This is a genomic window from Rhodococcus sp. BP-160 (assembly GCF_019836205.1).
In the GTDB taxonomy this organism is placed as follows: Bacteria; Actinomycetota; Actinomycetes; order Mycobacteriales; family Mycobacteriaceae; genus Rhodococcoides.
On record NZ_JABUEK010000006.1, the window covers coordinates 63303 to 76596 of the forward strand.

Sequence of the window (13294 nt, forward strand, 5' to 3'; positions counted from 1 at the left end):
TTCCGTCATGGTCGTTCACAGTGCGCGTCCCGAGGAGTCACAGACCGCGGCCCCGCCGGTGGCCTGGTTGAACGAGGCGGAGGCCCGCGCGTGGCGCGCGTTCATCGATGCCGACTACCGCCTCATGGACACCCTGAACCGCGACCTGCACACGCGAGAAGGTCTGACCCTGGCCGAGTACCGCATCTTGGTGCGACTGAGCGAGGCTCCCGACGGTTCGCTGCGGATGAGTCTGCTCGCCGACGGCGTGCTCTCGTCGAGGAGCCGGCTCACGCACCAGATCCGCCGAATGCAGGAGCAGGGCTTGGTCGTTCGAGACACCTGCGACGAGGACGGGCGTGGTGTCCTGGCCGTCATCACGGACGACGGACGCGCCCGCCTGGCGGCAGCGGCACCGTCGCACGTCGCCGCGGTACGGCGATGCCTGATCGATCTGCTCACGGCCGACGAACTCGCGACGATGGCCGAGGTGTTCGAGAAGGTCGATCGACGACTGCTCACGGGAGACCACTAGTATCGATCGCGGAAGCGTGGCAGAGCGGCCCAATGCACTCGCCTTGAAAGCGAGAGACGTGTGAAAGCGTCCGGGGGTTCAAATCCCTCCGCTTCCGCCAGTGCGATGTGATCGACGACGAACGCCCCCTCCGTCCGGAGGGGGCGTTCGTGTCGGTCGGTGCCGCGTTACTTCTGCTTCGCGGCGGCGAGTCCGCGGGCCACGATGGCGGCCTGCAGGTAGCGCAGTCCCGAGGGCACGCTGGGATCGATGCCGGTGAGCTGGCCGATGCGCTTGAGGCGGTAGTCGACGGTGTTGGCGTGCACGAACAGGTGTCGCGCGGTGCGCTGGCGGTTGAGTTCGTGACCGATGTACGACGTCAGCGTGTCGAGCAGTTCGGGCGCGTCGTCGAGGGGCTTGAGAGCGCGGAGCAGCTGTTCCCGGCCGCGGCCCGGACGGGTGAGCTGGTATTCGAGCACCAGGTCCTCGGTGCGGTACATCCCGGCCGGTCGGCCGAGTTGCCGTGTGAGCGAGAGCAGTTCGTAGACGTGCTCGGCAGCACCAGGAATGTCCTCGCGCTCGGCCGACGTCATCGTGGCGGTGATCGGGATCTCGCCGGCGCGGGAGAGTCGCTCGACGAGGGTGTCCACCCACTCGCGTTCGCGCGGTGCGGGCAGGAGCACGGTGCCGCCGTCGGTGCTGAGCAGGGCCAGCGGCGACTTGCCGCACATGGTCGCGAGTTCCGCCTGGATGCGGCGCAGCTTGCGCCGTGCGGACACGGTGCGATCGACGACGGGGTTCGCCTCGTCGGGATGCTGCGGGAAGTGCAGCGCGATGACGAGGTACTCGTCGGCGAGGTCGATGCCGCACTGCTGCGCGGTGGACAGGGCGTTCTGCCCGCCGCTGAGCAACGTGGTCACCAGAGTGTGCGTGGCGGTGTGGTGCTCGGACGCGACGGAGCGGTACTCCTCCACGTACGCCATGGACACCTCGGTGGTGACGGCCTCGAGGAGGCTCACCAGGACGAGCGAGTTGTCGGTGACGTTCTCGATGTTCTGAGCCTTGGCGTCCCGGCTGACGAGAGTGAGACCGAAGCGGAATCCGTCGTGATAGGCGCGCAGGATCGAGCGCAGCGGCACCCCCTCGCGAGCCCAGCGAGCGGCCGCGTCGTGGACGTTGGCGAGGTCCTTGTCCGACGGCGTCTTGCCCGATTCGAGCATGCGGACGGCGAGACCCAGGCACTTGACGGTGACCTCGGTGACGTCGCCGTGCAGGAGCTCGCCGGGGAGCGTTCCGCAGGGGGTGTTGGCCTGGAAGTGATCGACCAGATGACGCGCCACCCCTCGCAGATCGCTCATCGCCAGAGAGTTTGTACGGGTGCCGGCGATCAGGCCCGCTTCCATGTGTCCCGGAAGCGGCTTCGGAGCTGTCTTCGGTGTGGTCATCGATCCCCCCATGACTGTGTAGTTCATGTCAGTCGTGCATGTTCTCGGGGTACCGTAACAATCATTAACGGGTCCCGAGATTGTTTCGAGATACCTATTCGAGAGCCACGGTATGCGCTCAGGCCCACTGCGGTGTCTGTTCCCGTTGTCAGGCCAACCGCTGTGACCTGCGATGACACCCCTGCATGACGCCTGTTGAGGCAAAACAAGTCGCGTTTTCACCTAGTTCCATCTTGCTTTCACACAATTTACGGTGACCCACTTCATGAAATGTCACACACGTGGGTGATGCCTCCAAGTCCGGTTCACGTGTCGTCCACCGTCTCGCGGTACGCTTTCGGCACGGTTCCCGGTCTCGGTGTCCTCGTCGCCGGTTCTTGTGACCGCAGACAGGACGTCGAGCAGTCCTTTGGACCCGAAGGTGGCGTACCTACCGGCAAGTAAGTTGGTACGCGTTCCCCCGGGCGCGCGGGACGTTCCGCGCGTCGTGTCTCTCTGTTCACCGGTGGCTCCGCGCGAGCCACATCGGACGAAAGGTCTGTCGATGCGACGTCCCGCTCTGCTCGCCGCGGGGTGCCTCACCGCGCTGACGCTTCTCGGCTCCGCGCCGGTGGCGGGTGCGCAGCCGGGCGTCCCGACGCCGGCCGTGGACGCGTCGTCACCCACTCGCGTCGTCTCGGTGACCATGGCGACCGATCGCCGGGCCGTCATGTCGGTGTTCTCCTCGTCGATGAACCGCGAGATCCAGGTGCAGGTGTTACTGCCCGCCGATCGATCGGTACCGCGTCCGTCGCTGTACATGCTGGACGGGGTCAGTGCGGGCGAGGAGTCCGGCTACACGGAGAGCACGTGGACGCAGAAGACGGACGCGGTCTCGTTCTTCTCGGACAAGGCCGCCAACATCGTCCTTCCCGTCGGGGGACGCGGTGCCTACTACGCCGACTGGGCCCAGCCCGATCCCGTGCTCGGAGTCAACAAGTGGGAGACGTTCCTGACGTCGGAACTGCCCCCGTTGATCGATGCCCGCTTCGACGGCAACGGCGTCAACGCGCTGATGGGTCTGTCGATGGGCGCACAGGGCGCGATGAACCTGCTGACCAAGCATCCCGATCTGTACACGGGCATCGCCGGATTCAGCGGTTGCTACGACAACCGCTCCAACGAGACGAAGAACGCGGTGCGTGCCACCGTCGGGTCCACCGGGGGCGACGCCACCAACATGTGGGGCACGAACGCGGATCCGCTGTGGGCCGAGAACGATCCGAGCACCCGCATCGAGACGCTCCGCGGCAAGCAGGTGTACCTGTCGACGGGCAACGGATTCCCCGGACCGTACGAGGCGGGTGGCGGTTTCGGTGAGGAGATCATCGATGCGCTGACCGTGGGCGGCCCCCTCGAGGCCGCCGCGAACATCTGCACCACCGGCTTCGCCGACACGCTGCGCGCGGCGGGGGTCCCGGCGACCATCGTGTTCAAGCCGTACGGCACGCACTCCTGGCGCTACTGGCAGGACGAGATGCACAACTCGTGGCCCGTCGTGGCCAGGGCGCTCGGCCTGTAGCTGTCAGGGGCGTACACCCTCTCCGTCGACCGCACACCCTCTCCCGCCGGCTGCGGAGGGTGTGCGCCTCACGCACCGCGTGCGCACACGGGCCCTATCGCGAGGCCGTGGCCCCGGCGAACTGCTCGGCAGCCGACGCGGCGAACGCGAGGAACGCATCGTTCTCGTGTGGGTCGCCCACGGTCACGCGTACGCCGTCGTCCCCGTACGCCCGCACGATGACACCGGCCTCGGTGGACGCTGCGGAGAAGTCTCCCGACTCCGCCCCCAGCGGGATCCACACGAAGTTCGCGGACGACTCGGGCACCTGGAACCCCGTGTCGCGCAACGAGTCACGGAGGCGCGACCGCTCGGCCGTCACGACTGCCGTACGTGCGAGGAGTTCGTCCGAGGCCGCGAGCGACGCGACGGCGCCACTCTGCGCGACACTGCTCACGCTGAACGCGGTGTGCACCTTCTTCATCGACGTGATGATCGACGGTGCTCCGACGGCGTACCCCACCCGCAGTCCGGCGAGGCCGTAGGCCTTCGAGAACGTCCGCAGCACCACCACGTTGGGCCGGGTTCGTCCGATCTCCACGCCGTCGATCGCGCGGTCGGTGTACTCGAAGTAGGCCTCGTCCAGCACCACGACGATGTGGTCGGGGATCGCGTCGAGGAACCGTTCGAGGTCGGCGGGGTCCACCACGGTGCCCGTCGGGTTGTTCGGGTTGCACACGAACATCAGACGGGTCTTGTCCGTCACCGCTGCGGCCATCGCGTCGAGGTCGTGCACGTCGTCGTGAGTGAGCGGCACACGCACGGCGGTGGCGCCGGCGACGAGCGTGACGATGGGGTAGGCCTCGAACGAGCGCCAGCCGAAGGCGACCTCGTCCCCGGCGTTGCAGGTGACCTGGACCAGCTCCTGGCACAGCGCGACCGATCCGCAGCCGACGGTGATGGTGGTGGCCGGGACGTCGAGGAAGTCCGCGAGCGCCTCGACCAGGACTGTCGACTGGTTGTCGGGATAGCGGTTCACTCCGGCCGCCGCCTCGGCGATGGCCTCGCGAACGCTGGGCAGCGGGCCGGCCGTGGTCTCGTTGCTGGCGAGTTTGATCGCGCCCGGGAACGAACGACCGGGTAGGTAACCGGGGATGGCATCGAGGTCGGGGCGCGTGCGTGGGGTCACGATCACCGATTATGCGCGGCGGTCGGACACAGTGTGGTCGCGGCTCTCGCTCGACCCTCGCTTTCGCCATTGTGTGCCATTACCGTGGAGCCATGTCGGGTCTCATCGAGGACACTGCGCCCATCCGCCCCCGCGACGAGGGTGCGGACACAGCCACGCTCGATCGCGTGCCGCTCACCGCGTTCGAGCCGGACAGCAGGGCTCGCGGCGGCATCGTGGTGTTGCACGAGGCGCGCGAGCTCCCGCAGGCCCTGCTCGAGTTCATGCGGTCCCTCGCCGCCGACGGCTGGTTGGTCGCGGCGCCGCACCTGTTCCACCGGGCGGCGGGCGACGACGAGGTGTTCGGCACGCCGTTGTTCGAGGACTTCGACGCCACCGTCGACTGGCTGCAGAGCCGAGGCGTCCCGACCGACTGCATCGGCGTCATCGGATTCGACGACGCCGGAACCGCAGCCGCCCTGGTGGCCACCGATCGAGCCATCGGTGCGGCGGTGAGTGTCGCGGCTCCCGGCATCGTCGAGGCGCTGACCACGGATGCGCTCGCTCTCGTCGACGCGGCGGCATCCCTCAAGGCGCCCTGGCTCGGTCTCTACGGACGGGACGACGTCCGCACTCCCGTGGAGCACGTGGAGCAGTTGCAGGAGGCCGTGTCGAAGGCGTCCGTCGCCACGCTCGTCGTCAGTTACGCCGGTGTCGAGCATCGTGCGGACGAGGGATCCGCCGTGTCGGAGGAGTCGGCCGGCGAGGAGGCGATCGTCGACGCCCAGCGTCGCATCTTCGACTGGTTCGACAGTCATCTCCGATAAGACCGCCCCACCAGCCGTTTTGCGTCTACTCCGGGGCGTGTGTAATCTTCCTTCTCGGCGGTTCGCAAGGACCGGTGCCCTCGAAAGAGGTCCAGGAGGCGTGCCAGAGCGGCCGAATGGGAGTCACTGCTAATGACTTGACCCTTCACCGGGTCCGGAGGTTCAAATCCTCTCGCCTCCGCCACTTTCGACTTCGGTCGGAGGACAACTGAACAGCACCACAGCATGCGCCCGTAGCTCAACGGATAGAGCACCTGACTACGGATCAGGAGGTTAGGGGTTCGAATCCCTTCGGGCGCACCACAGAGAGCCGGTACCAGGATCATCCTGGTGCCGGCTTTCTGCATGTACGGGTCCGGCACCTCTGTGTACTATGCGATGAAACATATAACCGGGTTCCGGCCCGCCACAGGGGGAGTGTGTCGTGACCGAGTTTCAGACCATCACTGTCGAACCGCGTGGGCACGTCCTGCACATCGGGCTGAACAGGCCGTCGAAGCGGAACTCCTTCACCACCGACATGATCCGCGAGCTGTCGACGGCCTACGGAATGGTGGAGGAGGACGACGACCTCCGTGCCGGCGTGCTGTTCGCCCACGGTGAGCACTTCACCGCCGGTCTCGATCTCGTGGACGTCGCCCAGCACCTGACTGGCGATCGCCTGCCGTTCGCCGAGGGTGGGCGAGATCCGTGGCGCCTCGACGGGACGTGGACCACTCCGGTGGTGACGGCGGTGCACGGCTGGTGCATGACGCTCGGCATCGAATTGCTGCTGGCGTCCGACATCCGGGTCGCCGCAGCCGGAACTCGTTTCTCCCAGATGGAAGTTCAGCGCGGTATCTATCCCTTCGGCGGGGCGACCCTGCGCTTCCCTCGCGAGACCGGCTGGGGGAACGCGATGCGGTGGATGCTCACCGGCGACGAGTTCGACGCCGAGGAGGCTCATCGCATCGGGCTCGTGCAGGAGGTCTGCGCGGATCCCGCGGCGACGATCGAGCGCGCGATCGAGCTCGCTCACCGCATCGCGGAGACCGCTGCGCCACTCGGTGTGCGGGCCACGCTCGAGTCCGCGCATCGCAGCCTGATCGAGGGGGACGCGGCCGCGGCTGCGCAGCTGCTCCCCGACATCCGGGCACTGTTCTCGACGTCCGATGCGGCCGAGGGGATGCTGTCGTTCGTCGAGAGACGGCAGGCCACCTTCACCGGCAGGTGATACTCATCAGATCCACACCACGAACGGAGCATCGGTGACGACGTCGGACGAACGCAGACTCATGGCCCTCGCGGCAGTGGCGGGTGTCGCGCAGAACGCGATCGCCCTGCCCTACGTCCGGAAGCACGGGACACGATCCGCCGCCGACTTCTTCGTCGGGAAGATCTGGTCCACTGTGCCCGGACGGTTCGCGATGGTGGACCTCATCCTCGTGGTGATCGCCTTCCACGTCTGGGCATTGCCGGAGGCGCGGCGTCTCGGCATCGTCCGGTGGTGGCTGGTCACGGTGCTCCTCACCTTCGGCGTGGGCATCGGATCTGCGATCCCGTTCTTCCTCGCCGTGCGCGCGCGGACGGTCCGCCTCGCGGGCTGACGATCGACGAGAGCCGCTTCGATAGGGTTCTCGCGTGGCAGAGGACGTGGATCGCGTCTACGGCGGACGGTCGATGACGGATCGACGTGCCGACCGGCGACGACGGTTCCTGCAGGCCGGCATCGAGGTGATCGGCGACAAGGGGTACGCCGCGACGTCCGTCGCCGACATCTGCTCGGCCGCGGGTCTGGCACGCAGCCAGTTCTACAGCGAGTTCGCCAATCGCGAGACGCTGCTCGTCGCCGTGTACGACCTCGTGCAGGACGATGCCCTCGCCGCGGTCGTCGCTGCGCTCGCCGACGCGACGGACCGCACCCGACGAGCGCTCGTCGTCGCCGCGATGACCGCGCTGATCGAGTCGTTGGGACGGGACCCACGTCGGGCACGCATCTCGTACCTCGAGATGGTCGGGGTGAGTGACGACGTCGAGCAGCACCGCAGCAGGCGCCGCGCGACCTGGGCCGAGTTCATCGAGGCGACGCTCCGTGCCGAGATCGGCGCCGACTTCGTCCCGCCGGGCGGTCACCGGCTCGCCGCCACCGCCTTCCTCGGGGCGCTCACCGAGTTGGTGTCGGACTGGTCGCGCACCCCGCCGCCCCGGCCACGCGTGGACGGGATCGTCCAGACGATGATCGCCGTCCTCGGCGCGTTCGTTCCTGACCTCGATCGATAGCGGGGATTGTTATCCAGCCCACAACGCTCTACAGTCCTGATCACAATCATGGACACGCGTGTCCAACATGTTGAATGTGCTGAACACTGTTGCCGGGCGCACATGCGACTGCTGTCGAGGCTCGGCGCGAGAAAGAGTGAGATCGATGTCCGCTCGTCGGTTCCGTCCTTCGTACGCACTCGCGGTGGTGGTGGCCGCCGTGGCTGTGTCCGCGACGGTGGTCACGCCCGTGTCCGCGGCGCCCGTCACCTTCCCCGCGATCCCTGAGTTCGACACCGACTTCTACCTGCCGCCCGACGCCGTGGTCGCCGCCGCCGCACCGGGAGAGATCATCGCCGCGCGTCCCGTGGACCTGGCCACGCTGAATCTGATCCCGACGCAGGTCGACGCCTGGCAGTTGTCGTACCGGTCGAACAACGGCCGGGGCGAGCCGATCCCGGCGGTGACCACCGTCATCACCCCGCGCGGCGCCGCCTCGGCTCCGCGTCCGCTGCTCTCGGTGCAGATGGCCGAGGACTCACTGGCCGCGTACTGCGCGCCGTCGTACGTCATGCGCCAGGGTGCGATCCCGTGGCCTCTGACGGGTGCCGTGACGTCCGGCGTGCAGTTCCTCGAAGTGCAGGCAGCGCTGGCCCAGGGCTGGGCGGTGTCGGTTCCGGACCATCAGGGGCCGAACAACGCGTTCGCCGCCGGGCCGGTCGCCGGCCGCATCACGCTCGACGGCATCCGGGCGGCGGAGAGTTTCGCTCCGATGGGACTGTCCGGGGTGGACACGAAGGTCGGGATGAGCGGCTACTCGGGCGGAGCGATCGCCACCGGACACGCCGCCGAACTCGCCGGGACCTACGCCCCGGAGCTGAGCATCGTCGGCGCCACGGAGGGCGGCACCCCCGCCGAGCTCGCCGCCCTGGTGAACAACGCGAACAACGCGCTCGGATCCGGCATCGTTGCGGCCGGCATCATCGGCGCCAGCCGTGAGGACCCCGACTTGGCGCGATTCGTGGACGAACACATCGATCCCGCGGGTCGGGCCCTCTTCGCGGCCAAGGACAACCTGTGTGTGGGGTACACCTCTGCCCTCCTGCCGTTCCTGAACCTGAAGGGTTTCCTGCGGACCGAGGGGGATCCGTTGGAGCAGCCGGTGGTGAAGAAGTCCCTGGACGCGCTGAACCTCGGTGGCACGACGCCGACCATGCCGGTCTACGTCTACCACTCGAACCCGGACTGGTTGGTTCCCGTCGGGCCGGTGAACGGGATGGTCGACGCGTACTGCAGTCGGCCCGGAGCGAACGTCACCTACACCCGCGACCACTTCAGCGAACACCTGTCGCTGGAGGTGATCGCGTTCCCGAGTGCCGTTCTGTGGATGCGTGATCGGTTCGCCGGTGTACCTGTGGAGCCCGGTTGCCGTACCGCCGACGTCGGGTCCATGGCACTGGACGAGCGCACCTATCCCGTCTGGGTCGATGCTGTGGGCGAGATCGTCGCGGGTCTGTTCGGGAAGCCGATCGGGGGATGAGACACCTCGTGTGACGCCCGCGACGGGCCGGTCAGAGTCCCCGGTCCGGAGCGCCCATGTCACCGGTCGTCGGCGTGCCGTCCGCCAGCGCGTACTGCAGGAGCACGGTGCCACCGGGGCTCGCCTGCGGTGGGGCCACGAGGGCGAGGCTCGTCGGCAGAGCGCCGGTGTCGAACACCGTCTTGCCGACACCCAGCACGATGGGGTGCAGCCACAGGTCGAGGCGGTCGAACAACCGCTCCCGCAGCAGCGTCTGCACCAGGTCCAGACTGCCCACGACCTTGATGTCCTGATGCCGCTCTCGGATCTCGCGCACTGCGGTCGGTAGATCCGGGCCCAGTACCGAGGATCCGGCCCAGTCGAGCGTGCGCGGATCGCGCGAGGCGACGTACTTGGGAATCCCGTTGAAGAGACTCGCGATGCCGTCGTCCGGTCCGCCCTGCTGGTGCGGCCAGTACGACGCGAAGATGTCGTACGTCCGTCGCCCGAGCAGTAGCGCATCGGTGCCGCGGTAGGCCGCATCGATCTGCGCGCCGGTGACGTCGTCGATCAGCGGCGCCTGCCAGCCGCCGAACGGGAACCCGTCCGGGTCCTCGTCGGGTCCGCCGGGAGCTTGCCCGACGAGGTCGAGCGTCGCGAACATCTCGATGGTGATCGTTCCCATGGCGTCACTCCTCGGTCGTGTGTGACGAGATGGACCACCGAGCGGTTCGGAAGTCATCGCGGAGGGCTGTGGCGACCGGCTACCGGAGTGCTGCAGCCGTCTGACCGAGCACCTCGATCAACCCCTCGAGATCGGGCTCGTCGTCGGTGGGGTGGGCGACGACCGTCGTGATGCCGAGGTGCCCCAGGCGGGCGACCTCGTCCGCCACCTCCGCCGCGCCGCCCGTGACCGCGAGCCCGCTCGCATCGGATTTGCCCCAGCGCGCGACCTCGTCGCGAATGCGGTCGTCCGCGCCGGCGCCCACCGCCACCAGTCGAGGCGCGATGACGCGGTGGTCGGCGGAGCGCCGCGCTGCGCTCACCTCGGCACACGAGGCGGCCAGCTCGTCGTCCGACATCGCGGCCGCGAACAAGGTGCCGTCCGAGTGGGATGCCGCGTAGCGCAGCGTCTTCGGACCGGTACCGCCGAGAAAGAACGGTTCGTCGGGCGCCGGCCACTGCAGCTGCACGGCATCGAGGGAGACGTACCGGCCGTCGACGGTGACCTCCTCCCCGCGCAGCAGCGCCTGCAGAGCGGTCGAGTACTCGTCCAGCAGCGTCATCGGAGACGCGACGCGGGCGCCGACCTGCCCCATCCAGTGCTGCACGCCGTGTCCGGCACCGGCGAGGAACCGGCCGGGGAACAGTCGATGCAGCGACGCGACCTCCATGGCGCACAGGGCGACGTTGCGCAGCGGCCCGGGCATGAGTCCCAGGCCGACCTGGATGCGCTCGGTGCTCGCCAGCACTGTGGCCGCGGTCGTCAGCCCACCGTGGCTGAAACAGTCCTCCCACAGCCAGAACTCGTGGAGTCCCGCCTTCTCCGCGTCGCGTGCGGCCGTGATCAGCCGGGCAGGGTCGTGGGCGGGGGTGAACACGATGCCGAGTCTCGTCACGAGTCAGTCGTAGCAGATCGAGCGCCCGCCGGGGGCGCGTCGGTTCGTTCGGGGCCGAGACGTGCCGCGACCGTGGCCATCGCCGTCACGAGATCGGGCGGGGAGACGTCCTCGAGGTCCGCGTCGAACCGTGCGAGGGACGCGGCCACGGCGACCCACGACCACGAGCCGACCGTCACGCGGCACCGCTCTGCGTCGACGTGTTCCACGGACTCGTCCGACTCGGTGAGGAACGGCCGCAGCGCCTCGGCCGGCAGGCGGACGACCGCCTCGCCGACGCAGGGCCAGGTACCCGTCTCCGATCCGCGGAGTCGCGCCTGGAGCAGGCGACCGGCGGATCCGCCCGGGACGGGCCGCGGTGTGAAGCGTCGGCCGGTCGGTGGGCGCAGCACCATGCGATCGAGTCGGAAGATGCGCCAGTCGTCGCGCGCCAGATCCCATGCCACCAGGTACCACCGCGCCCGCGCGGTCACGACGCCGTAGGGCTCGACGTGTCGCGACGAGGGTTCGGACGAGGGGGACGTGTACGTGAACCGCAGTGCCTCGGTGCCGACCGCACCGGCGACCGCCAGCAGTGTTCGGCTGTCGACCATAGGCGCGGACTCGGGCGGAGGCGTCGTCGCCACGCGGTCGAGTCTGTGGCGCAACCTGCTCGGGAGCACCTGACGCACGGTGGCGAGAGCTCGGGCGGCAGGCTCGGCCACGTCCACGCCGAGTGACGTGGCACCGCCGAGGGCGACGGCGAGTGCCACCGCCTGGTCGTCGTCGAAGAGCAGAGGCGGAAGGTCGGCGCCCGCGTCCAGGCGATAGCCCCCGTCGGGCCCCTTCGCGGACGACACCGCGTACCCCAGCTCGCGGAGCCGGTCGACGTCCCTCCGGACGGTGCGCGGACTCACCTCGAGTCGCCGAGCCAGTTCCTCGCCCGGCCAGTCCCGTCGGTGCTGCAGCAACGACAGCAGCGTGAGCATGCGGGACGAGGGTGCGGGCATGCCGCCGATACTGCCCGAAGTAGCGGACAGAAACTGGCCGCTTCGACCGACACAGTGGGTCCGCAGGCGGTGATCACCGCCCGCGAGAGACCACCCATGAGGAGAACCCCATGACCGTGACCAGCACCCTGCATCTGAACTTCGACGGCGACGCGCGCGCCGCGCTCGAGTACTACCACTCGGTGTTCGGCGGCGATCTCGTCGTGGTCCCGTACGGCGACACGAGCCCAGATCAGGCCGACCAGGTGGTGTGGGGCCAGGTCTCCTCGCCGGACGGCTTCCACGTGATGGCCTACGACGTGCAGCACGACCTCGTGCGGGACGCGGGCCGCAACGCCTTCTACTTCTCGTTGCGCAGCACCGACACCGACGCGATCACCGGCTACTGGACGGCGCTCGCCGCGGGGTCGACCGTCGAGGTGGAACTCGGTCCGTCGGTGTTCTCCCCGCTGTACGGCAAACTCACCGACCGCTTCGGTGTCGTCTGGATCATCGACGTCATGGTGCCGTACGGCGGCTGAACCGTGCCCAGTTGTCGTGCAGCACAGCGCGGGACCAGTCGTCACCGAGTCCGAGGCCGACCACGCTCTCGACCGCGTGCGCGTACGAGTAGGGGATGTTGGGGAAGTCGCTGCCGAACACGATCTTGTCCTGCAGGTCGCGCAGGCGCGGCAACGCCGATCGCGGGTAGGGCGAGAGCTGTTCGGTGAAATCGGTGAACACCATCGTGGTGTCGAGCCCGACGTTGTCGAACGTCTCGGCCAGGGTGAGGAAGTCCTCGTACTCGGGCATGCCCATGTGCGCGATCAGCAGGGTGAGTGTCGGAAAGCGGCGCAGTAGTGCGCGGATCGGGTCCGGTCCGGTGTGGCGACCGGGTTCGGGTCCCGATCCGCAGTGGATGACGACGGGTACGGCGGCGTCGTCGAGAACCGCCCACACGTCGTCCAGGTACGGATCGTGGACGTCGATGTTCCCCACCTGCACATGGCATTTCATCACTCCGACCCCGTCCTCGACGGCGGCACGGACGTACCGAGCAGCGTCCGGTTCGGGGTGAAAGGTGGCGGTGCGTACACAGTCGGGTGTCCGGTCCGCGAACTCCGCGGCCCACCCGTTCAACCACTCCGCCATGCCGGGCTTGTGCGGGTACAGCAGGGACGTGAACGTCCCTACCCGGTACCTGCGCAGCAGGTCGGTGCGTTCGTCCTCGTCCACGCGGTACTCGATCGGCCACGCGGTACCGAGGCGGTCGTCCACGGAGTCGAAGTAGTTCCACACCTTGGCCAGAACGCTGTGCGGCATGAAATGCGTGTGCACGTCCACCAGTGACTCGAGGCGGAGGTCGTCGAGCACTCGGTGGACCCGGCGGATGTCGTCGTCACGGTTCTGCACGGGATCGATCCTCGCATCGCCGGGGCGGCCGCGACGGCACTCCGAACCCTTGACTTTGCGGACA

At 68.2% G+C, this 13294-nt stretch carries 14 protein-coding genes and 3 tRNA genes; 11 read left to right on the forward strand and 6 right to left on the reverse strand.

Translation table 11 applies throughout. The features are described 5' to 3' along the window. Positions 1–7 precede the first annotated feature (7 nt). A complete protein-coding gene (locus HQ306_RS20075; RefSeq protein ID WP_222633270.1) occupies positions 8–514 on the forward strand; it encodes a MarR family winged helix-turn-helix transcriptional regulator in 507 nt (168 codons plus the stop codon). A 10-nt stretch (positions 515–524) separates the two neighbouring features. After that, positions 525–614 (forward strand) — tRNA-Ser (locus tag HQ306_RS20080). Positions 615–681: 67 nt separating this feature from the next. On the opposite strand, the gene HQ306_RS20085 is transcribed toward HQ306_RS20080, so the two are convergent. Next, positions 682–1851, reverse strand: coding sequence for a CdaR family transcriptional regulator (locus HQ306_RS20085; RefSeq protein ID WP_261770345.1), 1170 nt, complete (start codon positions 1849–1851; stop codon positions 682–684). A gap of 631 nt (positions 1852–2482) precedes the next feature. Between HQ306_RS20085 and HQ306_RS20090 the strand changes: the two genes are divergently transcribed. Continuing rightward, positions 2483–3499: an alpha/beta hydrolase family protein gene (locus HQ306_RS20090; protein WP_222633271.1), complete on the forward strand. Its 1017-nt coding sequence runs from the start codon at positions 2483–2485 to the stop codon at positions 3497–3499. A gap of 94 nt (positions 3500–3593) precedes the next feature. Here HQ306_RS20090 and hisC read toward each other — a convergent pair whose 3' ends face one another. Next, positions 3594–4667, reverse strand: a complete 1074-nt coding sequence (hisC, locus tag HQ306_RS20095; protein WP_222633272.1) for a histidinol-phosphate transaminase — start codon at positions 4665–4667, stop codon at positions 3594–3596. A gap of 92 nt (positions 4668–4759) precedes the next feature. On the opposite strand from hisC, the gene HQ306_RS20100 reads away from it, so the two are divergent. The 7 genes from HQ306_RS20100 (at position 4760) to HQ306_RS20130 (ending at position 9251) form a co-directional block, all read left to right on the forward strand. Beyond that, on the forward strand, positions 4760–5473 hold the full coding sequence (locus tag HQ306_RS20100) for a dienelactone hydrolase family protein (RefSeq protein WP_222633273.1): 714 nt from the start codon (positions 4760–4762) through the stop codon (positions 5471–5473). A gap of 94 nt (positions 5474–5567) precedes the next feature. Then, positions 5568–5657: transfer RNA gene (locus HQ306_RS20105), tRNA-Ser, on the forward strand. A 43-nt stretch (positions 5658–5700) separates the two neighbouring features. Then, a tRNA-Arg gene (locus HQ306_RS20110) sits at positions 5701–5776 on the forward strand. Positions 5777–5897: 121 nt separating this feature from the next. Next, a complete protein-coding gene (locus HQ306_RS20115) occupies positions 5898–6686 on the forward strand; it encodes a crotonase/enoyl-CoA hydratase family protein (protein ID WP_027506574.1) in 789 nt (262 codons plus the stop codon). 34 nt (positions 6687–6720) lie between these two features. Continuing rightward, positions 6721–7059 (forward strand): DUF2834 domain-containing protein, encoded by a 339-nt coding sequence (locus HQ306_RS20120; protein WP_037186452.1) that lies wholly within the window; start codon positions 6721–6723, stop codon positions 7057–7059. A gap of 34 nt (positions 7060–7093) precedes the next feature. Continuing rightward, positions 7094–7732, forward strand: a complete 639-nt coding sequence (locus HQ306_RS20125) for a TetR/AcrR family transcriptional regulator (protein ID WP_027506576.1) — start codon at positions 7094–7096, stop codon at positions 7730–7732. A 145-nt stretch (positions 7733–7877) separates the two neighbouring features. Then, positions 7878–9251: a lipase family protein gene (locus HQ306_RS20130; RefSeq protein ID WP_222633274.1), complete on the forward strand. Its 1374-nt coding sequence runs from the start codon at positions 7878–7880 to the stop codon at positions 9249–9251. 31 nt (positions 9252–9282) lie between these two features. Here the strand turns inward: HQ306_RS20130 and HQ306_RS20135 are convergent, their stop codons facing one another. The 3 genes from HQ306_RS20135 to HQ306_RS20145 form a co-directional block, all read right to left on the reverse strand. Beyond that, on the reverse strand, positions 9283–9915 hold the full coding sequence (locus HQ306_RS20135) for a dihydrofolate reductase family protein (protein ID WP_222633275.1): 633 nt from the start codon (positions 9913–9915) through the stop codon (positions 9283–9285). A 79-nt stretch (positions 9916–9994) separates the two neighbouring features. Then, complete coding sequence (locus HQ306_RS20140) at positions 9995–10849, reverse strand: LLM class flavin-dependent oxidoreductase (protein WP_222633276.1); 855 nt, start codon at positions 10847–10849, stop codon at positions 9995–9997. Continuing rightward, a complete protein-coding gene (locus tag HQ306_RS20145; RefSeq protein WP_222633277.1) occupies positions 10846–11838 on the reverse strand; it encodes a YafY family protein in 993 nt (330 codons plus the stop codon). The genes HQ306_RS20140 and HQ306_RS20145 overlap by 4 nt, the downstream gene beginning before the upstream one ends. A gap of 110 nt (positions 11839–11948) precedes the next feature. On the opposite strand from HQ306_RS20145, the gene HQ306_RS20150 reads away from it, so the two are divergent. Further along, positions 11949–12359, forward strand: coding sequence for a VOC family protein (locus HQ306_RS20150; RefSeq protein ID WP_222626241.1), 411 nt, complete (start codon positions 11949–11951; stop codon positions 12357–12359). On the opposite strand, the gene HQ306_RS20155 is transcribed toward HQ306_RS20150, so the two are convergent. Continuing rightward, positions 12337–13230: an amidohydrolase family protein gene (locus HQ306_RS20155; RefSeq protein ID WP_308115534.1), complete on the reverse strand. Its 894-nt coding sequence runs from the start codon at positions 13228–13230 to the stop codon at positions 12337–12339. The genes HQ306_RS20150 and HQ306_RS20155 overlap by 23 nt on opposite strands. Positions 13231–13294 lie beyond the last annotated feature (64 nt).

Coding starts and splice junctions, on each gene's coding strand:
- HQ306_RS20075 (WP_222633270.1), top strand. CDS start 8: ATGGTCGTTCACAGTGCGCGTCCCGAGGAGTCACAGACCGCGGCCCCG.
- HQ306_RS20085 (WP_261770345.1), bottom strand. CDS start 1,851: ATGAGCGATCTGCGAGGGGTGGCGCGTCATCTGGTCGATCACTTCCAG.
- HQ306_RS20090 (WP_222633271.1), top strand. CDS start 2,483: ATGCGACGTCCCGCTCTGCTCGCCGCGGGGTGCCTCACCGCGCTGACG.
- HQ306_RS20100 (WP_222633273.1), top strand. CDS start 4,760: ATGTCGGGTCTCATCGAGGACACTGCGCCCATCCGCCCCCGCGACGAG.
- HQ306_RS20130 (WP_222633274.1), top strand. CDS start 7,878: ATGTCCGCTCGTCGGTTCCGTCCTTCGTACGCACTCGCGGTGGTGGTG.
- HQ306_RS20135 (WP_222633275.1), bottom strand. CDS start 9,915: ATGGGAACGATCACCATCGAGATGTTCGCGACGCTCGACCTCGTCGGG.
- HQ306_RS20145 (WP_222633277.1), bottom strand. CDS start 11,838: ATGCCCGCACCCTCGTCCCGCATGCTCACGCTGCTGTCGTTGCTGCAG.
- HQ306_RS20150 (WP_222626241.1), top strand. CDS start 11,949: ATGACCGTGACCAGCACCCTGCATCTGAACTTCGACGGCGACGCGCGC.